This is a genomic window from Paenirhodobacter sp., from assembly GCF_047600745.1.
In the GTDB taxonomy this organism is placed as follows: Bacteria; Pseudomonadota; Alphaproteobacteria; order Rhodobacterales; family Rhodobacteraceae; genus Rhodobacter.
In genome coordinates this window covers 1,312,915-1,334,497 of record NZ_JASGKI010000004.1, presented here as the reverse complement: position 1 = coordinate 1,334,497, position 21,583 = coordinate 1,312,915, and the positions used below count along the sequence as shown (strand labels likewise).

Sequence of the window (21,583 nt, the reverse complement as noted above, 5' to 3'; positions counted from 1 at the left end):
TTTCATTCGAATCGCGGCGCGGAGCCGGTTCGTGTGGCGCAGGATTGGCAGGGCTTGGTTAATGAGACGTTAAGCGGTTTTCAGCCGATGTCAGGCGTTGCGCCGCGCCCGCATGGCTTCGGCGAAACGGTCGAACAGATAGTAGCTGTCCTGCGGGCCGGGGCTCGCTTCCGGATGATATTGCACCGAAAACACCGGTCGGTCCTGCATCGCGATGCCGCAGTTCGAGCCGTCGAAGAGCGAGACATGGGTCTCCTTCACCCCGGCGGGCAGGGTCTGCGCATCGACCGTGAAGCCGTGGTTCATCGAGGTGATCTCGACCTTGCCGGTGGTCAGATCCTTTACCGGATGGTTCGCGCCGTGATGGCCGTGGTTCATCTTGATCGTCGTCGCGCCAAGCGCGAGCGCCAGCATCTGATGCCCGAGGCAGATCCCGAAGACCGGCAGATCCTTCTCAAGGATGCCCTTGATCATCGGCACGGCATAGGCGCCCGTTGCCGCCGGATCGCCCGGGCCGTTCGACAGGAACACGCCCTCGGGGTTCAGCGCCAGCACATCCTCGGCGGTGGCGGTCGCGGGCAGGACGGTCACATCGCAGCCCGCCGACGCCAGGCAGCGCAGGATGTTGCGTTTCGCGCCATAGTCGATCGCCACGACCTTCAGGCCGGGGCCTTCGCGCCGGGCGTAACCTTCGGGCCAGGCCCACCGCTTTTCGTCCCAGTGGTAGCTTTGCGCGCAGGTGACATCCTTGGCGAGGTCGAGGCCCACCAGCCCCTTCCACTCCCGCGCCTTCTTCACCAGCGCCTCGATGTCGAAATTCCCCTCCGGATCATGGGCCAGCGCGACATGCGGCGCGCCCTGCTGCCGGATCGCGCGGGTCAGCCGCCGGGTGTCCACGCCGCCGACGCCGATCCGGCCGCGCTTGGCCAGCCAGTCGACCAGATCGCTGCTCGCGCGCCAGTTCGAGGGCTCCGTCGGATCCCATTTCACCACCAGACCGGCGGCAACCGGATCGGCGGTCTCGTCATCCTCGGCATTGACGCCGACATTGCCGACATGGGGGAAGGTGAAGGTCACGACCTGCCCGGCATAGCTCGGGTCGGTCATGATTTCCTGATAGCCGGTCATCGCGGTGTTGAACACCAGTTCGGCGACCGTGGTGCCGGTGGCGCCGAAGCCCTTGCCGTAGAACAACTGCCCGTCCGCGAGCGCGATCAGCGCGGTGGGCTTTTCCGATGACTGATGGCTGACAGGCATGGCACGACTCCCGGGGCAAAATCTGCCGGAAACTACGAGCGGCGCAGGCCCGGGTCAACCCCTTCGCATGATTATTGTTGTTGTGGAAAATCAACGGGTTGGCGCTGTTGTGCCGGCGCGGCATCCGGGGTATCCTGTGGCCTTCAACCGGATTGGGAGAAGGCAGATGCAGATGCGCGAGCGGCTTGCCGCGGCTCTGAAGGATGCGATGAAGGCGAAACAGGCGGACCGTCTGTCGACGCTCAGGCTGATCAATGCCGCCATCAAGGACCGCGAGATCGCGATGCGCGGCGAAGGCGAAGGCGCCACCGTGGGCGATGCCGAGGTCCTGGCGATCCTGGGCAAGATGGTGAAACAGCGTCAGGAATCCGCGCGCGCCTATGAAGAGGGCGGGCGGCTGGAACTGGCGGAAAAGGAACTGGGCGAAGTCAAGGTGATCGAGGAATTCCTGCCCCGGCAGCTGACGCCCGACGAAGTGGCGGCGGCGGTCGAGGCGGCGGTGGCGCATCTGGGCGCGACCTCGATCCGCGACATGGGCCGGGTGATGGGCGAGCTGAAGGCGAAATACACCGGGCAGATGGATTTCGGCGCGGTCGGGCCGATGGTCAAGGCGAAGCTGGGCTAAGTGGCCGGATCCGTCCTCAGGGGCCGCTGGCTGCGGCTGCGCGACCGGGCCGTTGCCGCCAGTGGCGATGCGCTGGCGACGGCGGTTGCGGTGGCGATCGCCTGGGCTCTGGCGCGCTGGCTGGCGGGGCATGAGCGGCCGATGTTCGCCGTGGTGACCTGTGTGATCTGTCTGGCGCCGGGGCTTGCGAACCACGGGCGGCAGGCGCTGGCGATGCTGATGGGGGTGTTCACCGGCATCGCCGTGGGCGAACTCAGCCTGCTGGTGCCGATCGGGCATGACTATGCCCCGGCCGTGCTGCGGCTGTCGGTGGTGACCTTTCTGGCTATTACCGGCGGGGCGCTGTGGGGGCAGGGGCCGGTGACGGCGATCCAGTCCGGGGTCTCGGCGCTGATGGTGCTGACGATGGGGCCTGTCGCGGCGGGGCCGGAGCGGCTGATCGACGTCGGCATCGGCACGGCGGTCGGGCTGATGTTCAGCCAGATCCTGATGACGCCGGATCCGGAGCGCAGTCTGGAGAAATCCGCGCGCAGCCTGCTGGCGGAGCTTGCGCAGGGGATGGCGCTGGCCGCGCGGGCGGTGGAGGCGGCCAATCTGCGCGATGCGCGGGCGGCGGCGCATCGGCTGAGCGCGGCGCGGGGGCAGTTGGTGGCGCTGGATGGCGGGATCGCGCTTGCGCGCGACAATGCGCGCTGGTCGCTGCGGGGGTGGCGCGCGGGGCCGCGGCTGGCGGTGATGGCCGATCGCTACGACCGCCATGCGGTGCGGATCTATGCGCAGGCGATGATCCTGGGCGATGAACTCTATCACGCGCTGCGCGACGAGCCGGGGCGCGCGCCGCCCGACATGGTGCGGCTGCTCGATCACGTCGCGCAATGTCTGGCCGATCCGGACCATGCGCCGCGCATCGACCGGGCGGCGGCGGCGCGGATGATCGCGGAACTCGACCCGGGGGCGGTGCATTGGCATGCCGTCGGGCAACAGGCGGTGGCGCTGATCACGGCGGGGCGGGAGCTATTGGCGCTGCCCGCTCAGAACCACTGACCGGGCTCCATCAGGCCCAGATCCATCAACTGCTGCCCGCGCCATTCGAAGGGCACCGAATTATACCAGCGGAAATCCGTGACGGCATCGGACGACCCCGGATTGGCCTTCAGCCCCTTCGCCACCCGGAAAGACGCCACCGCCGCCGTCAGGTTGTTGTGCCAGGGGCAGGCGTAGGTGTTGTATTCCTCGATGTTGAAGGTGTGGTCGGGGCGCAGTTTCAGCCCCTTTGCCGCGCGGAACAGCGAAATCCGGTCGATCCGGCGCTGTTGGGGCGAGACATGCTCCTCGAACCGCCAGCGCAGGCCGCCGAAGAAATCAAGCTGCCGCTCCCGCGGCCGCCCCTCCGCATCGTACCGGGCCAGCGCGTAATAGCCCGCCCGGTCGAACATCGCCTCCGCCAGGTTTACGCCATCGGGGTTGCGCGCCAGATCCGGGGCATACAGGTCGATGACATAGGTCAGCATCGCGGAGCGGCGTTCCTCGGCATGGAAGGCCAGCATCTCGCGCACGTTCCGGGTCTCGCAGAACGGATGGAGCAGGTATTCGGCGTTGTAGCCGTAATAGAGCCATGTCCCCGGCCGGGCGGCGGCGATCACCCGGTTCACCGCGCGGGGCAGGGCCTGCGGCGCGAAGGGGTTCCAGGGAATGCGGTGGACCTCGGGCGCCAGTTCGGGGGCGATCACCGCCTCCGCGGGGGCAAAGACCGCGACATCGCGGAACCCGGCGGCGAGGTGGTGGCGGATGGTGCTGTCGATCTCGGCCAGATCCTCGACGAAGATCAGGGCGAGCGGCCCGGCGGGCACATGTTTCACGAAGGCATCAAGGGAACCATGCTCCATGCGCCGTTCTTGCCGGGCCCCCGCCGGGAATGCAAGCGTTGCGCGCAGGGGGCGTTTTGCCGTATCAGGCGGGCTGAACCCGGAGGGCCACCATGACGGAAGCGCCGAAGAAGCTGCATATCAAGACCTATGGCTGTCAGATGAACGTCTATGACAGCGAGCGCATGGCCGAGGCCATGGGCGCAAAGGGCTATGTGCTGACCGATGATCCGGCAGAGGCGGATATGATGCTGCTCAACACCTGCCACATCCGGGAAAAGGCGGCGGAGAAGGTCTATTCCGACCTGGGCCGCCTGCGCCCGTTCAAGGAGGCGAAGCCCGACCTGAAGATCGGCGTGGCGGGCTGCGTCGCGCAGGCGGAGGGGGCGGAGATCATGCGCCGGATGCCGCTGGTCGATCTGGTCGTGGGGTCGCAGGCCTATCACCACCTGCCCGACATGGTGGCGGCGGTCGAGCGCGGCGAACGTCCGGTGGAGACCGAATTCCCGGTGGAGGACCGCTTCACCCTCTTGCCCGAACGCCCGGTGCAGGCGCGGCCTACCGCGTTCCTGACGGTGCAGGAGGGCTGCGACAAGTTCTGCGCCTTCTGTGTCGTGCCCTATACGCGCGGGGCTGAGGTCAGCCGCCCGGTGGCGCGGCTACTGGACGAGGCGCGCAGGCTGGTGGCGAAGGGGGTGAAGGAGATCACCCTTCTGGGCCAGAACGTCAACGGCTATCACGGTGCGGGGCCGGATGGCGAATGGGGGCTGGGCCGTCTGGTGCGGGAACTGGCGCGGATCGACGGGCTGGAGCGGATCCGCTACACCACCTCGCACCCGAACGACATGACGGACGACCTGATCGAGGCGCATGGCGCGGAGCCGAAGCTGATGCCCTATCTGCATCTGCCGGTGCAGTCGGGCTCGGACCGGGTGCTGAAGCTGATGAACCGGCGCCACACTGCCGACGCCTATCTGCGGCTGATCGAGCGGATCCGCGCGGCGCGGCCCGATCTGGTGCTGTCCTCGGACTTCATCGCCGGTTTCCCGGGGGAAACGGAGCAGGACCATCGCGACACGCTCGCCCTGATCGAGGCGGTGGGCTATGGCTCGGCGTTCTCGTTCAAGTATTCGCCGCGCCCGGGCACGCCCGCCGCCGACCGCCCCGGCGTCGATGCCGAGACCGCCGACCGCCGCCTGCATGAATTGCAGACCCTGATCACCCGGCAGCAGCACGAGACGCAGGAGAGCATGGTCGGCCGCGAGGTCAGCGTGCTGTTCGAGAAACCGGGCCGGATGCCGGGCCAATGGGTGGGGAAATCCGACTATCTGCATTCGGTCTTCGTCACCGCCGAGGGCAACCGGCAGGGCGATCTGGCGCGGGTGCGAATCACGTCGAGCGCGCCGAACTCGCTTGCGGGCGAACTGCTGGACGGGGGCATTAACGGGTTTTTCAGGGTTGGAACGCCGCCGTATCCGCGAAACGCTTGAATTTTAGGCAAGGCGCCCCATCTTTGCCATTCCTGCCCCGAAGTGTTGCAGTTCCATGAATTCTGCGCGCAGGACGGGCGTTCCGAAAACCAGTGCTTGCGCGAAACGGGGGTGCTTGGCACCATATCTTCATAGCCAAGCCAAGGGAGACGTTATTGGGCTTCAGCGCGATCACACCCCCGCCTCGCACTCAAGAGACCTTCGAAGCGCTTCTTGAGTTTCCCGACAACCGGCTGTTGATCGACCTGTGCGGGGAATTCGACCGCAATCTGGCCCAGATCGAGCACAAGCTCTCGGTCCATATCCTGCGGCGCGGCAATCAGTTGGCCGTTGTGGGCGCGCCCGAAGCGCAGATGCAGGCTCAGGCGATCCTGCACAACCTGTATCAGCGGCTGGAACAGGGCAAGCCGATCGACGCCGAAGAGATCGACGCCGCGATCCGGATGGCTGACCTGGGCAATGCGGGGATGAGCGTGGACGAACAGCTGGAAATGTTCGCCGCCGGGAAATACGAAATCCGCACCCGCAAGAAACAGGTCGATCCGCGCACCGAGGCGCAGAAAGCCTATGTGAAGGCGCTGTTCGAGAATGAACTGTGCTTCGGCATCGGCCCGGCGGGCACCGGCAAGACCTATCTGGCGGTGGCGGTGGGCGTGACCATGCTGATCGGCGGGCATGTCGACAAGATCATCCTCTCCCGTCCTGCGGTGGAGGCGGGCGAACGGCTCGGCTTCCTGCCCGGCGACATGAAGGAGAAGGTCGATCCCTACATGCAGCCGCTCTACGATGCGCTGAACGATTTCCTGCCGGCGAAGCAGATGCAGAAGCTGATGGAGGAAAAGCGGATCGAGATCGCGCCGCTCGCCTTCATGCGCGGGCGCACGCTGGCGAATGCCTTCGTTGTGCTGGACGAGGCGCAGAACGCGACGACGATGCAGATGAAGATGTTCCTGACCCGTCTGGGGCAGGGCTCGCGCATGGTGATCACGGGCGACCGCTCGCAGATCGACCTGCCGCGCGGCGTGGCATCGGGCCTGCATGACGCGGAGCGGATCCTGGAGGGGGTGAAGGGGATTTCCTTCAGCTACTTCACCGCCTCGGATGTGGTGCGGCACCCCCTTGTCGCGCGGATCATTGACGCCTATGACCGCGCCGATGGAGCCGCTGGTTGAGATCACCCTTGAAGATGCGCGCTGGCAGGACATCCTGCCCGCGCTCTCCGAACGTGCCGCGCGGGCGGTGCTGGAGGATCAGGGGCTGACTCCGACGGAGTTCGAAATCAGCCTGCTCGGCTGTGACGATGCCCGGATCGCGGTGCTGAACGCCGATTTCCGGGGCAAACCCATGCCGACGAATGTGCTTAGCTGGCCATCGGCGGAACTGGCCGCCGAGGCCGAGGGCGGGCGTCCGGATGCGCCGGAACCCTTCCTGCCCGGCGAGCGCGAATCACTCGGTGACATTGCGATTGCCTGGGAAACCTGCCTGCGCGAGGCCGAGGAGCAGGAAAAAACGCTGGAAAGCCACGTCACGCATCTGATCGTGCATGGAATTCTTCATCTTCTTGGCTATGATCATATCCGGGACGGGGATGCCGCCCTGATGGAGGCGACCGAGGTTCGGGTGCTTGACCGGATGGGGATTTCCGACCCATATGAACTGTGATGCGGTCATTTTCGCCGCGTGATCTGGAAAGGACCCATGGGACAAGTCGCTGACGGAGCCAGCTCCGCCACCGCGTCCGCGTCGGATAACGACGCCGGCGACAGTTCTTCAGAACCGCACTCGCGCGGGTTTCTGGGACGCATTCTTGGCGCGTTCGGCGCCTCCAGCTCCAATGACAATGATGATGCGGCGCCCGAAGCCGATGCGCAGGCCGATGCCGCGCCGGTGCATCCGGGCCTTGGCAACCTGCGCAAGATGCGGGTGGGCGATGTGGCGATCCCGAAGGTGGAGATCGTCGCCGTGCCGTCGAGCATCACCAAGGACGAGTTGGTCGAGGTTTTCCGCACCGAGGGCTATTCCCGCCTGCCGGTGTTCAAGGGTACGCTCGACACGCCGCTGGGCCTTGTCCACCTGAAGGATCTTGCGCTGGAATATGGCTTCGGCGCCGCGAATGGCCGGTTTTCGGTGCGCAAGCTGCTGCGGCCGTTGCTGTATGTGCCGCCGTCGATGCCGATCGGGGTGCTTTTGCAAAAGATGCAGGTGCAGCGGATCCATATGGCGCTGGTGATCGACGAATATGGCGGGGTGGACGGGCTGGTCACGCTCGAAGACCTGATCGAACAGGTGATCGGCGAGATCGAGGACGAGCATGACGAGGCCGAGGGCGGCTACTGGAAGCTGGAAAAACCCGGCCAGTGGGTGGTGCAGGCCCGCGCCCCGGTGAAGGATTTCGAGGCCGAGATCGGCATGGCGCTCGCCGAGCCCGAGGAGGAGCAGGAGATCGACTCGATGGGCGGGCTGGTCTTCATGCAGATCGGCCGCGTGCCCGCGCGGGGCGAGGTGATCCGCGGCGAAAACGGCGTGGAATACGAAATCATCGACGCCGATCCCCGCCGCATCAAGCGCCTGCGCGTCCGCCTGCCCGGCGTGGCCCCGGCGGAGTGAATGCGCCTGCCCCGGTTGAAATCGCGCCCGCGCTGGCGCCTTCTGGCCGGGGCGGCCGTGCTGGGTGCCGGGGTGGCGCTTGGGCAGGCGCCGCTGGGCTGGTGGTTCGTGGCGGTCCCGGCGCTGTCGCTGTTTCTGGGATTGGCGCGCAGCAGCCCCGGCTGGGCGGGCTTCGCGGGCGGATTCGGCTATGCGCTGGCCGGGATGTTCTGGATCACCGAGCCGTTTCTGGTCGAGCCCGAGATCTTCGGCTGGATGGCGCCCTTCGCGCTGATCCTCATGGCGGCGGGGATGGGGGCGTTCTGGGCGCTTGGCGCAGGGCTTGGCGGGCGGCGGGGTCTGCCCGGCATCGCGCTCGGGCTGGTGGCGATGGATGCGCTGCGCAGCTATGCCCTGACCGGTTTTCCGTGGATCCTGTTCGGCCATATCTGGATCGGCACGCCGGTCGCGCAGGCGGCGGCCTATGTCGGACCGATCGGGCTGAGCCTGCTGACCCTCTTACTGGCCGTGGCGTTCTGGCGGCGATGGGCGGGGGTGGTCGCGCTGCTGGCCTTGGCCGGGATCTGGGGCGCGGGGCAGATGCGGCTGAACGCGCCGCTGCCCGATGGCCCGGCGGTGACCGTCCGGCTGGTGCAGCCGAATGCGACGCAGGCGCTGAAATGGGATCCGCAATATCGGCTGGAATTCTTTTACCGCCACCTTGACCTGACCGCCAATCCGCCCGCGCCCGGTGCGCCGCGTCCGGATCTGGTGATCTGGCCGGAAACGGCGGTGCCCTTCCTGCTCGACGATCCGGGCGACGGGCTGCGGATGGCGGCGGAGGCGGCGGGCGGCGCCCCGGTCGCGATGGGGATCCAGCGGTCTGAGGGGCTGCGCTATTACAACAGCCTGGCGATCATCCATCCGGATGGCACCGTGGGGCCGGTCTATGACAAGGTTCATCTGGTGCCCTTCGGCGAATACATCCCCTATGGCGACTGGCTCGCGCGGATCGGCATTTCGGCCTTCGCGGCGCAGCAGGGCAACGGCTATACGGCGGGGCAGGCGGAGCAGGTGCTGGACCTTGGTCCGCTGGGCCGGGTGCAGCCGCTGATCTGCTACGAATTAATCTTCCCGCAGGACATCCGGCGGGTGTCCGAGCGCCCCGACTGGATCATGCTGGTGACGAATGACGCCTGGTTCGGCACGCTCTCCGGCCCGTGGCAGCATCTGGCGCAGGCGCAGTTGATCGCGGTGGAGTTCGGCCTGCCGGTCGCGCGCGCGGCGAATACCGGCGTCAGCGCGATGATCGACGCGAAGGGGCGGATCCTCGACCATCTGGGCATGAACGACATGGGCGTGATCGACGCGCGGCTGCCGGCCGCCCTGCCGAAAACCCTTTATGCGCGGGTCGGAGACGGGCCGGCGCTGGCCCTTCTGCTGATCATGGCAGTAATTGTGACCGTTTGGGGCAACAATGGCGTTGACCGGAGCCGGAGGCGGGTCTAGCACGGTGCCTGAACCGGCCCAACGGCTTCCTGGCGGGACGGGGTTTTATCTAATGGAGCGTCCCTCATGTCCCGACAGAATTACGTTTTCACTTCCGAATCCGTTTCGGAAGGCCACCCCGACAAGGTTTGCGACCGCATTTCGGACGCCGTTCTGGATGCGCTGCTTGCGGCGGAACCGAATGCCCGCGTCGCCTGCGAGACGTTTGCAACCACCGATCAGGTCGTGGTGGGCGGCGAGGTCGGGCTGTCGGATCGCGGCAGGCTCGATGATTTCCTGCATCACGTCGATGGCATCGTGCGCGACTGCGTGCGCGACATCGGCTATGAGCAGGAGCATTTCCACTGGCAGACGCTGCGCTTCACCAATTTCCTGCATCCGCAATCGGCCCATATCAGCCAGGGCGTGGACAAGGACGGGGCGGGCGATCAGGGCATCATGTTCGGCTATGCGACGGATGAGACGCCCGAACTGATGCCGGCGCCGATCCTTTATGCCCATGCCGTGCTGCGCCGTCTGGCCGAGGCGCGCAAATCCGGGGCGGAGCCGACGCTGGGCCCCGATGCGAAATCGCAGCTTTCGGTGCGCTATGAGAACGGTCGCCCGGTGGGGGTGTCGTCGATCGTGCTGTCGACTCAGCACACCCACGAAAGCCAGACTTCGGATGACATCCGCGCCATCGTCGAGCCCTATATCCGCGAGACCCTGCCCGAGGGCTGGATCACGCCGGAAACCGAATGGTGGGTGAACCCCACCGGGACTTTCGTCATCGGTGGGCCGGATGGGGACGCGGGCCTGACCGGGCGCAAGATCATCGTCGATACCTATGGCGGTGCGGCGCCGCATGGCGGCGGGGCGTTTTCGGGCAAGGATCCGACCAAGGTTGACCGTTCGGCGGCCTATGCCGCGCGCTATCTGGCGAAGAACGTGGTGGCGGCGGGGCTGGCGCAACGCTGCCTGATCCAGGTCAGCTATGCGATCGGCGTGGCGAAGCCTTTGTCGATCTATGTCGATACCTATGGCACCGGCACCGTTCCGGACGAAGAGATCGAGCGTGTCGTGGGGCAGTGCATGGACCTCACCCCGCGCGGGATCCGCACGCATCTGGACCTGAACCGGCCGATCTATGCCCGGACCTCGGCCTATGGCCATTTCGGCCGCGCGCCGGAGGCCGATGGTGGCTTCAGCTGGGAACGCACCGATCTGACCGAGGCGCTGAAGTCCGCGCTCTGAGTTGCCTTCGCCGCGCGGGGAAACTAGGCTCTGCGCGGAGCATCCGGGGGCGGGCATGGCGGATCTGTGGCTGATGTCGGCGCCGTGGTGGCATTTCGCGCTACGCGGCGTCGTGATTTACGTTCTGGTCACCACATTGATGCGCGTATCGGGCAAGCGCGCGATGGGGCAGTTCACGCCGTTCGACATGATCTTGCTGATCCTGATCGGGAATGCGGTGCAGAACGGCATGAACGGCGGGGACAATTCGCTGACCGGGGCGACGATCATGGCGGGGACGCTGATCGTGATGAACCTGGTGGTGGCCTGGGGCTCGGCGCGGTCGCGGCGGTTCCGCTGGGTGGTGGAGGGGCGGCCGACGTTGCTGGCGGAGAACGGGCGGATCGACCACCGCACCCTGCGCCGGCAATTGGTGAGCGAGGAGGATTTCCTCAATGCGATGCGGAGCAACGGCTGCAATGAAGTGCGCCGGATCCGGCGGGCCACGCTGGAACCCAACGGGCAGATCATGATCGAGACGATCGACTGAAGCATTTCTGTTGAACCCTGAATCGCTTGGGATCTGTCGCTGTGCTGATCGTGATTCTCTTCCATTTGGGAGGACGGATCGTGTCAGGACCATTGCCCTCGGCGCTTCGATTTCAGCGCTGCATTGAAGAAGGTCCGAGTGGCCGGGCGATCAGGGCCAAGGGGCATGCCGAGACATTGCCCCGGGGGACGTCCCAAAGCCCATGGCAAGTTTGCCCGCACCGGGTCTTTTTCGAGGAACTGCACACACAGGATCCCGACATCACGCTGTTCGAACTCAGGGACACGCTGGCCGCAGCGGCAGGTGTCCGGGGCCATCACACGCCTGCTGTCGCGCCCCGGGTCAATGGACGGTCCCGCCTTCGCAACCTGGATGCGCGAAGCCCTGATCCCGGAGATCGCGTCGGGAACCGTCGTCCACCGGGCTCGAACCCGGTGACGCCACGATGGACGACTTCACGCCTCGCCACTCACCGCAACAAGCAGGAGGCTGACGCTTTGCGCGCCCACCGCTGCTGGTTCCTCATGTTTGCCGGACCTGACCCCCATCGAAATGGCATTTGCCAGGCGAAACCCACCTGCGCACGGACCTTCTCCCGATGGCTTCAGGGCCATCGGCGAGATGTGCGATCTCTTCGAACTCGACGAGTGCCGGAACTACCTCAAGGCCGCCGGGTATGTCGCAGGTTAAAACAGAAACGCTTTAGGCCTCGACCACGAATTGCGCGGCGACGATCTGCCAGCCGCCCCCGAACCGGCCCATCGTCGCGCAGAGCAGCGCGCCGATGCGGCCCGCGTCCGATCCGTCCGCATTGACGATGCCCGACAGCACGAAGCGCTGCGACACCACCGCCACATCGGCGCCGATCGGGCGCACCTTGGTCTTGCCGGTGACCAGCCGGGCGCGTGCGAAGGCCCCGGCCAGTTCCCCTGCGAGGAGTTCGGCAATCGCCTCCCGCCCCTCGGCGATGCCGCCGGTGAGGCTGAGGAACTCCGCATCCGGCGTGAACATCTCGGCGAGCGCAACGGCATCGCGCGCCCCCCAGGTGTGGGCGAAGGCGCGCGGCAGATCCTCGGGCTGCGCCAGCATCAGGCGTTTTCCCCGTCCGGGACGACCTTGCCGGGGTTCAGGATGCCCTTCGGGTCGAGCGCGCGTTTGATCTCGCCCATCACGCCCCAGGCGGCGCCGTGTTCATCGGCCATCAACCCGCGCTTGCCGACGCCGATCCCGTGCTCGCCGGTGATCGTGCCGCCCATTTCCAGCGCCATCTCGGCGAGGTCATGGCCGATCTTCTGTGCCTTGCGCAGCTCTTCCGGGTCGTCATGCTTCACCAGCAGGATCGCGTGGAAATTGCCGTCGCCGACATGGCCCAGAATCGGACCGTCCAGCCCCTCTACGTCGATCATCGCCCGCGCGCGCTCGACCGATTCCGCCAGCCGCGAGATCGGCACGCAGATGTCGGTCAGGAGCCCGATCGAGCCGGGCCGCGAGGCGATGCAGGAGGAATAGGCCGCGTGGCGCATCTTCCACAGCTTGTTGCGGTCTTCGGTGGTGGTCGCCCATTGGAAATCGGCGCCGCCCATTTCGGCCACCACTTCGCCGAAACGGCGGCTGTCCTCGGCCACGCTGCTTTCCGAACCGTTGAACTCGATCAGCAGATGCGGCTTCTCCGGCATGTGGGTGCCGTTGATCTGGTTGAAGACGCGGGCGATATCGGCATCGACGAATTCGATCCGGGCCATCGGGATGCCCATCTGGATCGTCGTCTGCACGGTTTCCACCGCCGCTTCGAGCGTTTCAAAGGCGCAGACGGCGGAGGAAACCGCCTCCGGCTGGCCATGGAGCCGCAGCGTCAGTTCGGTGATGATGCCGAGCGTGCCTTCGGAGCCGACGAAGAGCGCCGTCAGGTCATAGCCCGAGGACGACTTCACCGCGCCGGAGCCGGTGCGGATGATCCGGCCATCGGCCAGCACGACCTCCAGCGCGGCCACATTGTCGCGCATCGTGCCGTAGCGCACCGCCGACGTGCCCGAGGCGCGTGTCGCCGCCATCCCGCCGAGCGACGCATTCGCCCCCGGATCGACCGGGAAGAACAACCCCGTCGTGCGCAGATCGGCATTCAGCGCCTCGCGCGTCACGCCGGGCTGGACCCGGACCAGACGGTCCTCGGGATGAACCTCCAGCACCTTGTCCATCCGCATCATGTCGAGCACGATCCCGCCCTTCACCGCCAGCGCATGGCCTTCGAGCGAGGTGCCCGTGCCCCAGCCGATCACCGGCACGCCCTCGCGGTGGCAGATCTTCAGGATCGCCGAGACTTCTTCGGTGTTTTGCGGCCAGACGACGGCATCGGGCGGAGTCAGGGGATACCATGCCTCGGACGTGCCATGCGCCTCGCGGTCGGGGCGCTTCACGCTGATCCGCGCCCCCAGCAACGTTTCGAGAGCCTCGACTGCCTGTTCCAGTGCCATCTTGTCCTCCGTCGAATTTTTCCTTTCATAAGCCCGAACGCCACGGGGCGGAAGGGGGGGCGGGGAAATCCGCGCAGTTGTCACGGATCAAGGCGCGCCGCGCCGCGCCGTGCCATGAGGACGCCGCAACGCGGCAAAACCGCGACGATCTGGCCGAAAATGGCCCGCAGAAACAGGAGTGCGCTATGATTCTGGAAAGCAGGACCTGGGATGAATTGCAGCCGGGGATGAGCGCGGAATTGCGCAGGCTTTGCACGGTCGATGATTTCTATGCCTTCGCGGCGGCATCGGGGAATTACAACCCGGTGCATCTGACCGAGCGCGACGGCGATGGCGACGGGCGGGCCGATGCGACGGCGCCGGGGATGTTCGTGGGTTCGCTGATCTCGGCGGTGATCGGAAACCTGCTGCCGGGGCCGGGGACGCGCTACCTGTCGCAAAGCCTCGATTTCCGCATGCCGGTTCACGCGGGCGACGAGTTGATCACCCATGTCGTGGTGACCGGCAAGGATCCGGACGGCACCGCCACGCTCTCGACCGAGGTGAAGCGGATTTCGGATGACGCGGTGGTGCTTGCGGGCACGGCACGGGTTGCCGCGCCGGTGGAGAAGCTGCGCTTCGACGATATCGAGGTGCCGGGCCTGGTCGTTCAGCGCCACCGCCATTTCGATGCGCTGATCGAACGGGCCGAGGCGCTGCCCGACCTGCGCACCGCGGTTGTCTGCCCGGAAGAGGAGCAATCGCTGGGCGGGGCTCTGCTGTCGGCGGAGCGGCACCTGATCGTGCCGATCCTGATCGGCAATCCGGACCGGATCGCGGCGGCGGCGAAGGCGATGGGGCGCAGCCTCGACGGCTATGAGGTGATCGCCACCGGGTCGGACGCCGAAGCCGCGCGCAAGGCGGTGGAACTGGTGAACGCCGGGCAGGCGCATGCGGTGATGAAGGGCCATCTGCATACCGATGCGCTGCTGCATCCGATGCTCGACAAGGCCGCCGGGCTGCGGATCGGGCGCCGGTTCACCCATGTCTTCGTGATGGACGTGCCGGGCGTCGGGCATCCGCTGCTGGTCACCGATGCGGCGATCAACATCGCCCCCGATCTGGCGACGAAGGTGGACATCGTGCAGAACGCGATCGAACTGGCGATCTCGCTCGGCATCGCGGTGCCGAAGGTCGGCGTGCTGTCGGCGGTGGAGACGGTGAACCCCGCGATTCCGTCGTCGATCGACGCGGCGCTTCTGTCGAAGATGGCGGAGCGCGGGCAGATTTCCGGCGGGCAGGTCGATGGGCCGCTGGCGATGGACAATGCCGTCGATCTCGGCGCCGCGCGCACCAAGGGGATCCACAGCGCCGTCGCCGGGCAGGCCGAGGTTCTGGTCGTGCCGGGGATCGACGCGGGTAACATGCTGGCCAAGCAGCTTGCCTATATCAGCCATGCCGAAGCGGCGGGGATCGTGCTGGGCGCGAAGGTGCCGGTGATCCTGAACTCGCGCTCGGATAGCGCGAAGGCGCGGCTGGCCTCCTGTGCCGTGGCGGCGATCCATCACTTCCGGATGGGGGCGGCGTAATGGAGGCGTTTCTGACTGTAAACTCGGGGTCGTCCTCGCTGAAGCTCGGGTTGTTTGCCGAAGACCTCTCGACGCTGGCCATGTGCCACGTCGACCGGATCGGGCGGCGCGAGGCGGCGATGAAGATCCGCGATGCCGCGGGCGCCGCCCTGCCGATGCCCGACCACGCGCCGAAAGCCTTTGCCACCAACACTCAGGCGCTGCGCACGGCGCTTGAGGTGTTCCAGGCCGATTTTCCGGGGCTGGAGGTGATCGGCATCGGCCACCGGGTCGTGCATGGCGGCATCAGCCATGGCGAGCCGGTGCGCCTGACCGAGGTGGTGATGAAGGAACTCGCGCGGCTCGCGCCCTTTGCCCCGCTGCATCAGCCGCACAACCTCGCCGGGGTGCGGGCCGCGAGCGAGCTGTTCGGGCTGGTGCCGCAGGTGGCCTGTTTCGACACGGCCTTCCATCGCGGCCATCCCTTCGTGAACGACGCCTATGCCCTGCCGCGGAAATATTACGAGCAGGGCGTGCGTCGCTACGGCTTCCACGGGCTGAGCTACGACTATATCGCGGGCACGCTGGCTCAAACGGATCCCGATCTGCACGCGGGCAAGGTGGTGGTGGCGCATCTGGGTTCGGGCGCGTCGATGTGCGCGATCTCGGGCGGGAAGTCGATCGACTCCAGCATGGGGTTCACGGTGCTGGACGGGCTGCCGATGGGCACGCGGACGGGGCAGCTCGATCCGGGGGTGATGCTCTACATGTTGCAGACCGAGGGGATGGACGCCGGGCAGTTGACCGATCTGGTCTATAAACAGTCCGGGCTGCTGGGCCTGTCCGGCGTGTCGAACGACATGCGCACGCTGGAAACCTCGGACGATCCGCATGCCGCCGAGGCGATTGCCTATTTCTGCGCCCGGATCCGGCGCGAGGTGGCGGGGCTGGCGGCGTCGATGGGGGGGCTCGACGGCCTCGTCTTCTGCGGCGGCATCGGCGAGAATTCGTCGCGGGTGCGGGCCGAGGTCTGCGAGGGCCTCGACTGGCTGGGCGTGTCGATCGACGGTGATCGCAACGTGCAGGGCGCGCGCGACTTCGGCACCGGCAAGGTGCGCGTGATGATGATCCCCACGAATGAGGAAATCATCATCGCCCGCGCCGCGAAGAAGGTTCTGGCGAGCTAGACCGCCCGGCAGGCGGTGGCGAGCCAGGCCGCCGCCTCCGCCCCGACCAGCGGGCCGATCCGGGTCAGAACTTCGGCATGATAGGCATTGAGCCAGGCGCGTTCTTCCCCCGACAGCAGCTCCGGCGCCAGCAGCCGGGTGTCGAAGGGCACCCAGGTCAGGTTGCGGAAGGCCAGCATCCGCCGATGCGCATCGCCCAGGGGTGGCGCCTCCTCGACCAGAACCAGATTTTCCAGCCGGATGCCAAAGGCGCCTTCGCGGTAATAGCCCGGCTCGTCCGACAGGATCATCCCCGGCGCCAGCGGAATTTCCGAGATCCGCGAAATCCGCGCCGGCCCTTCATGCACGCACAGCGCCGCGCCGACGCCATGGCCGGTGCCGTGGTCGTAATCCAGCCCGGCGGCCCAGAGCGGCGCGCGCGCCAGCGCATCCAGATCGCGCCCTGACAGCCCCCGCGGCCAGCGCGCCCGCGCGATGGCGATGGTGCCGCGCAGCACGCGGGTAAAGGGCTCTCGCGTCTCCTCGGGCACCGGGCCCACGGCGAGGGTGCGGGTGATGTCGGTGGTACCATCGGGATATTGCGCGCCGGAATCGACCAGCAGGATTTCCCCCGGCGTCACCCTGCGGTTGGTCCGTTCGTTGACCCGATAATGCACGATGGCGCCGTTCGGCCCCGCGCCGCAGATCGTATCGAAGCTGATGTCGGTGGCGCCCCGCGCCCGGCGGAAACCTTCGAGCGCGGTCACCACGTCGATTTCCGTCAGCGTGCCCTGCGGGGCGTTCATATCCACCCAATGCAGGAATTCGACCATTGCGGCGCCATCGCGCAGATGGGCGGCCTCCATCCCGGCGATTTCGGCGGGGTTTTTCTGCGCCTTGGGCAGGATGCAGGGATCGCCGCCCGCCACCGTCTCGCCATCGAGCGTGCTCCATACGGCGAGCGGTGCCGTGGCCGGATCCACCATCACCGGGCCGGACAGCGCGGACAGCACGTCCTCGAACCGCTCAAGGGGCAGGATCTCCACCTCCGGCCCAAGCGCGGCGGTCAGGTCGGCGTCGAATTTGCGCGGGTCGGCGAAGAGCGCCACCCGGCCATCGGCATGCAGAATGGCGAAGGCCTGAACGATCGGATTGCGCGGCACATCGGCGCCCCGGATGTTCAGCAGCCAGCAGATCGAATCGGGCAGGGTGAGCACCGCCGCCGGAACCCCGAGCGCGGCCCCCAGACGGCGGCGCTTGTCGGCACTGCTTTCGCCTGCGAAGGCCAGCGGGTGCAGCCGCGCGGGCGCACAGGCCGGGGCGGGACGGTCGGGCCAGATCGCATCGACGAGGTTCGGGCTTTCGATCAGCTCGATCCCCGATCCGTCCAGCGCGCGGGCGATCTCCTCGATCTGCGCGCGCGTATGCATCCAGGGGTCAAAGCCGACGCGCCCGCCTTGCGGCAGCGCCTCCATCAGCCAAGTGCCGGGTTGCGTTTCGGGCCAGTTGACGGGGGTGTAGACCGACAGATCCACTTCCGCCCGCACCTGCACCCGATAGCGGCCATCGACGAACACCCCGGCGCGATCGCGCATGGCGATGCAGAACCCGGCCGATCCGGTAAAGCCGGTGAGCCAGGCAAGGCGCGCATCCGCCTCGGTCACATATTCGCCCTGCCAGGCATCGGCGCGCGGCACGACGAAGGCATCGAGCCCGGAGAGCGCCAACCGCTCGCGCAGCGCCGCCAGCCGCGGCGCCCCGGTTTCGGGCGAGGTCTTCGCGGAAAAATCCTGATACATCAGCGTGCCGCCCGGTTCATGGCCCGTGCCCGTGCGCGCGGATCGGCATCGAAGAGCGAGGCCAGCTGCTCCGTCATCGCGCCCGCCAGTTGCTCGACATCGGTGATCGTCACGGCGCGCTGATAGTAGCGGGTGACGTCATGGCCGATGCCGATCGCGATCAGTTCCACCGCCTTGCGCCGCTCGACCATGGCGATCACGTCGCGCAGGTGCTTTTCCAGATAGACCGCCGGATTGACGGAGAGCGTGCTGTCATCGACCGGTGCGCCGTCCGAAATCACCATCAGGATCTTGCGTGCCTCGGGCCGGCCCAGCATCCGCCGATGCGCCCATTCCAGCGCCTCACCGTCGATGTTTTCCTTCAGCAGGCCCTCTTTCATCATCAGGCCAAGGTTCGCACGCACCCGCCGCCAGGGCGAATCCGCCGATTTGTAGATGATATGGCGCAGGTCGTTGAGCCGCCCCGGTGCCTGTGGCCGCCCGGACTGCAACCATTTCTCGCGCGACTGGCCGCCCTTCCAGGCGCGGGTGGTGAAGCCGAGGATCTCGACCTTGACCGAACAGCGTTCCAGCGTGCGCGCCAGCACATCGGCGCAGATCGCCGCGATGGAGATCGGCCGCCCGCGCATCGAGCCCGAATTGTCGAGCAGCAGCGTCACCACGGTGTCGCGGAATTCGGTGTCCTTCTCGACCTTGAAGCTGAGCGGCGTCGTCGGGTTCGCCACCACCCGCGCCAGCCGCCCGGCATCGAGCGTGCCTTCCTCCCGGTCGAATTCCCAACTGCGGTTCTGCTGCGCCTGAAGCCGCCGTTGCAGCTTGTTCGCCAGACGGCTCACCGCGCCCTTCAGCGGGTCAAGCTGCTGATCGAGATAGGCGCGCAGCCGTTCCAGCTCCACCGGTTCGGCCAGATCCTCGGCGCGGATTTCCTCGTCGAATTCGGTGGTGAAGACCTTGTAGTTCGGATCCGCATTCGAGGCCGGCGGCGGGGCAGGGGGCTCGGGCGGGGTATCCGCCTGCGGCATCTCCACCTCTTCGCCCATGTCGTCGGAACTCTCGTCCATCGTGGCCGAGGCTTCCTTCTGGTCCTGCTGCTCCTCCTGCGCACTTTCGGCGGAGGACTCGCTCTCCTGCTGCTCCTCCTCGTCGCGGGACTGGTTTTCGCCGGAATCGGGATCGTTCTCGGCGTCCTCGTCCTCGGCGTCGTCGTTCATCTCTTCGTCGGGGTCGTCGCCCAGCTGGTCGCCATAGCCCAGATCGGCGATCACCTTGCGGGTCAGCCGCGCGAAGGCCGCCTGATCGGCCAGCAGGTCATTGGCCTTGCCAAGCTCCTCCCCCGCGGTTTCCTCAAGGAAGGGCCGCCACAGGTCCAGCACATGCTCCGCCGCCGCCGGAAGCTGCCGCCCCGTTGCCATTTCGCGCACCAGATAGCCCGCCGCCACCGGCAAGGGTGCCTCGGCCTGGCTGCGGATCTGCGCATAGCCGCGCCGCTCGGCCTCCTGCGCGATCTTCGCGTCGATGTTGGTCAGCGTGCCGGGCATGTCGCGCGCGCCAAGCGCCTCGCAGCGCGCGGTCTCCATCGCCTCGTAAAGCGCGCGGGCCATTTCGCCCTGCGGCAGGTAGCGCCCGGCCACGCCCGCGTCATGGAACCGCTGCCGGAGCGCCAGCGCATCCGCCGTGCCGCGCGCGAGCATCACCTCATCGCGCGTCATCCGCCGGCTGACCTGCGGCAGGCGCATCGTCTCGCCCGAAACCCCGGCCGGGTCGACCGAATAGGTGACGTTCAGGTCAGGGGCATGGGCAAGCGTCTTCGTCGCCTCGGCGAGAGCGCGCTTGAACGGATCGGCGGGGTTGTCTGCGGGCTTCTTCATGCCTGAGGTAAAGCACCCCGCATCCCGTCCGGCAAGGGGGTGCCGCAGCTTCGCGGGGCTCCGCCGGGCAAAATCGCATCCGCTGCGCCGAAGCTGCTTCCGCAGGAAAGGGGTGACCATCGTCCAGCACCCCGTTCCGCAAGGGGCCGTTACTTTGGTTGCAAGAAGGGGGTGACCATGGTCCAGCAGCGTGCCAGCCCGCCGCCCGCGCCTGCGGGGCCGGTTTCGCCCGCGCTGAAATCCAGCGCGCCCGCCTGCCCCATCAACGCCCGGGCATCCGAGGCGCCGCGCATTGCGGCGGCCTTGACCGGCACACCGAGCTTCCATTTCGCGGCGCGGTTCCCGGCCTCGGCCCGCAGCATCGCATCGACACTGCCCGGGATGAAAGAGACCATCCCGGGGTCAAGCTCCCGCAGTTTGCTGAACAGACCCGCGCAATAGGCCAGGTCTTCGCCCGTGTATTGCGTGGCCAGCGTGGGTTGTTGCGCCGCCGCAGGAGCCGCCAGCAGCAGCGCCAAAACGGCCGCCCTCATCGCGCGGCAAGCACCGCCGCCGATTTCGGGCAGTTCCTCGTCGAACAGGCGCTGGTAGAACTCGGCCACGGTCGAGCGTTCCAGTTCGTCGCATTTGTTCAGGAAGGTCAGCCGGAAGGCATAGCCGATGTTGCGGAAGATCTCGGCGTTCTGGGCCCAGGCGATCACCGTCCGGGGCGACATCACGGTGGACAGATCGCCCGACACGAAAGCCTGCCGGGTCAGCGCCGCGACATGGACCATCTGATTGATCTGCTTGCGGCCCTTCTCGGTGTTGTAATGCGGCGCCTTCGACAGCACGATCGCCACTTCGGCATCATGGCTGAGGTAGTTCAGCGTCGCGACCAGCGACCAGCGGTCCATCTGGCCCTGGTTGATCTGCTGCGTGCCGTGATAGAGGCCGGTGGTATCGCCAAGGCCCACCGTATTCGCGGTGGCGAACAGGCGGAAATAGGGATGAGGCGTGATCACTTCGTTCTGGTCGAGCAGTGTCAGCTTGCCGTCCGCCTCCAGCACCCGCTGGATCACGAACATCACATCCGCCCGGCCCGCGTCGTATTCGTCGAAGATGATCGCGGCGGGGTTGCGTAGCGCCCAGGGCAGGATGCCTTCCTGGAACACCGTTACCTGCTTGCCGTCCACCAGCTTGATCGCGTCCTTGCCGATCAGGTCGATCCGGGACACATGGCTGTCGAGGTTGACCCGCACGGTGGGCCAGTTCAGCCGTGCCGCGACCTGTTCGATATGGGTCGATTTGCCGGTACCGTGATAGCCTTGGATCATCACCCGGCGGTTGTAGGCAAAGCCCGCGAGGATGGCGAGCGTGGTGTCCGGGTCGAACTTGTAGGTCGGGTCGAGTTCCGGCACGCGCTCGGTGCGCTCGGCAAAGCCCTTCACCTTGATGTCGCTGTCGATGCCGAAGACCTCGCGCACGTCGATTTCTTCGGTGGGTTTCGCAGTGGTGTCGAGCATGTCCGGGGCCTTCCTTCCGCAGGCGCGCGCCTCGCGCCGGAATACGTTGTGAAACATTCCTGAGAGCCGTGCAAGGGCGCGCGGCATTGTCGCCGCCGCTCCGGGGCCCTAGACTGCGCACGGAAACGTGTGC

At 66.8% G+C, this 21,583-nt stretch carries 17 protein-coding genes, 1 pseudogene and 1 riboswitch; of the genes and pseudogenes, 11 read left to right on the top strand and 7 right to left on the bottom strand.

The features are described from left to right. Positions 1-90 precede the first annotated feature (90 nt). Positions 91-1,257 carry a glutamine-hydrolyzing carbamoyl-phosphate synthase small subunit gene (gene carA / locus QM789_RS15300; protein WP_420352709.1) on the bottom strand — a complete coding sequence of 389 codons (1,167 nt, stop codon included), beginning with the start codon at positions 1,255-1,257 and terminating at the stop codon, positions 91-93. A 166-nt stretch (positions 1,258-1,423) separates the two neighbouring features. On the opposite strand from carA, the gene QM789_RS15295 reads away from it, so the two are divergent. Together QM789_RS15295 and QM789_RS15290 are read left to right on the top strand one after the other, a co-directional pair. Further along, complete coding sequence (locus QM789_RS15295; RefSeq protein ID WP_420352708.1) at positions 1,424-1,882, top strand: GatB/YqeY domain-containing protein; 459 nt, start codon at positions 1,424-1,426, stop codon at positions 1,880-1,882. After that, a complete protein-coding gene (locus QM789_RS15290; RefSeq protein ID WP_420352707.1) occupies positions 1,883-2,926 on the top strand; it encodes an FUSC family protein in 1,044 nt (347 codons plus the stop codon). Here QM789_RS15290 and QM789_RS15285 read toward each other — a convergent pair. Further along, positions 2,914-3,768, bottom strand: coding sequence for a hypothetical protein (locus QM789_RS15285; protein ID WP_420352706.1), 855 nt, complete (start codon positions 3,766-3,768; stop codon positions 2,914-2,916). The genes QM789_RS15290 and QM789_RS15285 overlap by 13 nt on opposite strands. A gap of 92 nt (positions 3,769-3,860) precedes the next feature. Between QM789_RS15285 and miaB the strand changes: the two genes are divergently transcribed. The 7 genes from miaB (at position 3,861) to QM789_RS15250 (ending at position 11,094) form a co-directional block, all read left to right on the top strand. Then, the gene (gene miaB / locus QM789_RS15280; protein WP_420352705.1) at positions 3,861-5,237 is read left to right on the top strand and encodes a tRNA (N6-isopentenyl adenosine(37)-C2)-methylthiotransferase MiaB; all 1,377 of its coding nucleotides are present in this window, start codon (positions 3,861-3,863) and stop codon (positions 5,235-5,237) included. Positions 5,238-5,392: 155 nt separating this feature from the next. Beyond that, positions 5,393-6,409 (top strand): PhoH family protein, encoded by a 1,017-nt coding sequence (locus tag QM789_RS15275; RefSeq protein ID WP_420352704.1) that lies wholly within the window; start codon positions 5,393-5,395, stop codon positions 6,407-6,409. Then, positions 6,393-6,899: an rRNA maturation RNase YbeY gene (ybeY, locus tag QM789_RS15270; RefSeq protein ID WP_420352703.1), complete on the top strand. Its 507-nt coding sequence runs from the start codon at positions 6,393-6,395 to the stop codon at positions 6,897-6,899. The genes QM789_RS15275 and ybeY overlap by 17 nt, the downstream gene beginning before the upstream one ends. A 36-nt stretch (positions 6,900-6,935) precedes the next feature. Then, positions 6,936-7,844 (top strand): hemolysin family protein, encoded by a 909-nt coding sequence (locus QM789_RS15265; protein WP_420352702.1) that lies wholly within the window; start codon positions 6,936-6,938, stop codon positions 7,842-7,844. Continuing rightward, on the top strand, positions 7,845-9,332 hold the full coding sequence (gene lnt, locus QM789_RS15260) for an apolipoprotein N-acyltransferase (protein WP_420352701.1): 1,488 nt from the start codon (positions 7,845-7,847) through the stop codon (positions 9,330-9,332). 10 nt (positions 9,333-9,342) lie between these two features. Then, a riboswitch (SAM-SAH riboswitch) is annotated at positions 9,343-9,392 on the top strand. A 6-nt stretch (positions 9,393-9,398) separates the two neighbouring features. Further along, on the top strand, positions 9,399-10,565 hold the full coding sequence (gene metK / locus QM789_RS15255; protein ID WP_420352700.1) for a methionine adenosyltransferase: 1,167 nt from the start codon (positions 9,399-9,401) through the stop codon (positions 10,563-10,565). A gap of 55 nt (positions 10,566-10,620) precedes the next feature. Beyond that, a complete protein-coding gene (locus tag QM789_RS15250; protein ID WP_420352699.1) occupies positions 10,621-11,094 on the top strand; it encodes a DUF421 domain-containing protein in 474 nt (157 codons plus the stop codon). A 702-nt stretch (positions 11,095-11,796) separates the two neighbouring features. Here the strand turns inward: QM789_RS15250 and QM789_RS15245 are convergent. Beyond that, on the bottom strand, positions 11,797-12,183 hold the full coding sequence (locus QM789_RS15245) for a YybH family protein (protein WP_420352698.1): 387 nt from the start codon (positions 12,181-12,183) through the stop codon (positions 11,797-11,799). Beyond that, positions 12,183-13,565 (bottom strand): FAD-binding oxidoreductase, encoded by a 1,383-nt coding sequence (locus QM789_RS15240; RefSeq protein ID WP_420352697.1) that lies wholly within the window; start codon positions 13,563-13,565, stop codon positions 12,183-12,185. The genes QM789_RS15245 and QM789_RS15240 overlap by 1 nt, the downstream gene beginning before the upstream one ends. Positions 13,566-13,750: 185 nt before the next feature. On the opposite strand from QM789_RS15240, the gene QM789_RS15235 reads away from it, so the two are divergent. Both QM789_RS15235 and QM789_RS15230 read left to right on the top strand, forming a co-directional pair. Next, a complete protein-coding gene (locus tag QM789_RS15235; protein WP_420352696.1) occupies positions 13,751-15,133 on the top strand; it encodes a bifunctional enoyl-CoA hydratase/phosphate acetyltransferase in 1,383 nt (460 codons plus the stop codon). After that, complete coding sequence (locus QM789_RS15230) at positions 15,133-16,299, top strand: acetate/propionate family kinase (protein ID WP_420352695.1); 1,167 nt, start codon at positions 15,133-15,135, stop codon at positions 16,297-16,299. The genes QM789_RS15235 and QM789_RS15230 overlap by 1 nt, the downstream gene beginning before the upstream one ends. Here QM789_RS15230 and QM789_RS15225 read toward each other — a convergent pair. The 3 genes and pseudogenes from QM789_RS15225 to cobS form a co-directional block, all read right to left on the bottom strand. Further along, positions 16,296-18,077, bottom strand: a complete 1,782-nt coding sequence (locus QM789_RS15225) for an aminopeptidase P family protein (protein ID WP_420352694.1) — start codon at positions 18,075-18,077, stop codon at positions 16,296-16,298. The two genes, QM789_RS15230 and QM789_RS15225, sit on opposite strands and share 4 nt — an antisense overlap. Next, positions 18,077-19,945: a cobaltochelatase subunit CobT gene (gene cobT, locus QM789_RS15220; RefSeq protein WP_420352693.1), complete on the bottom strand. Its 1,869-nt coding sequence runs from the start codon at positions 19,943-19,945 to the stop codon at positions 18,077-18,079. The genes QM789_RS15225 and cobT overlap by 1 nt, the downstream gene beginning before the upstream one ends. A 557-nt stretch (positions 19,946-20,502) precedes the next feature. Beyond that, a pseudogene (gene cobS, locus QM789_RS15215) lies at positions 20,503-21,450 on the bottom strand (cobaltochelatase subunit CobS); the annotation flags it as partial. Positions 21,451-21,583 lie beyond the last annotated feature (133 nt).

What these genes read in the sequence shown, in the direction of transcription:
- carA (WP_420352709.1), bottom strand. Translation starts at nt 1,257, where the DNA reads ATGCCTGTCAGCCATCAGTCATCGGAAAAGCCCACCGCGCTGATCGCG.
- QM789_RS15295 (WP_420352708.1), top strand. Translation starts at nt 1,424, where the DNA reads ATGCAGATGCGCGAGCGGCTTGCCGCGGCTCTGAAGGATGCGATGAAG.
- QM789_RS15285 (WP_420352706.1), bottom strand. Translation starts at nt 3,768, where the DNA reads ATGGAGCATGGTTCCCTTGATGCCTTCGTGAAACATGTGCCCGCCGGG.
- miaB (WP_420352705.1), top strand. Translation starts at nt 3,861, where the DNA reads ATGACGGAAGCGCCGAAGAAGCTGCATATCAAGACCTATGGCTGTCAG.
- ybeY (WP_420352703.1), top strand. Translation starts at nt 6,393, where the DNA reads ATGGAGCCGCTGGTTGAGATCACCCTTGAAGATGCGCGCTGGCAGGAC.
- QM789_RS15265 (WP_420352702.1), top strand. Translation starts at nt 6,936, where the DNA reads ATGGGACAAGTCGCTGACGGAGCCAGCTCCGCCACCGCGTCCGCGTCG.
- lnt (WP_420352701.1), top strand. Translation starts at nt 7,845, where the DNA reads ATGCGCCTGCCCCGGTTGAAATCGCGCCCGCGCTGGCGCCTTCTGGCC.
- metK (WP_420352700.1), top strand. Translation starts at nt 9,399, where the DNA reads ATGTCCCGACAGAATTACGTTTTCACTTCCGAATCCGTTTCGGAAGGC.
- QM789_RS15250 (WP_420352699.1), top strand. Translation starts at nt 10,621, where the DNA reads ATGGCGGATCTGTGGCTGATGTCGGCGCCGTGGTGGCATTTCGCGCTA.
- QM789_RS15245 (WP_420352698.1), bottom strand. Translation starts at nt 12,183, where the DNA reads ATGCTGGCGCAGCCCGAGGATCTGCCGCGCGCCTTCGCCCACACCTGG.
- QM789_RS15240 (WP_420352697.1), bottom strand. Translation starts at nt 13,565, where the DNA reads ATGGCACTGGAACAGGCAGTCGAGGCTCTCGAAACGTTGCTGGGGGCG.
- QM789_RS15235 (WP_420352696.1), top strand. Translation starts at nt 13,751, where the DNA reads ATGATTCTGGAAAGCAGGACCTGGGATGAATTGCAGCCGGGGATGAGC.
- QM789_RS15230 (WP_420352695.1), top strand. Translation starts at nt 15,133, where the DNA reads ATGGAGGCGTTTCTGACTGTAAACTCGGGGTCGTCCTCGCTGAAGCTC.
- QM789_RS15225 (WP_420352694.1), bottom strand. Translation starts at nt 18,077, where the DNA reads ATGTATCAGGATTTTTCCGCGAAGACCTCGCCCGAAACCGGGGCGCCG.
- cobT (WP_420352693.1), bottom strand. Translation starts at nt 19,945, where the DNA reads ATGAAGAAGCCCGCAGACAACCCCGCCGATCCGTTCAAGCGCGCTCTC.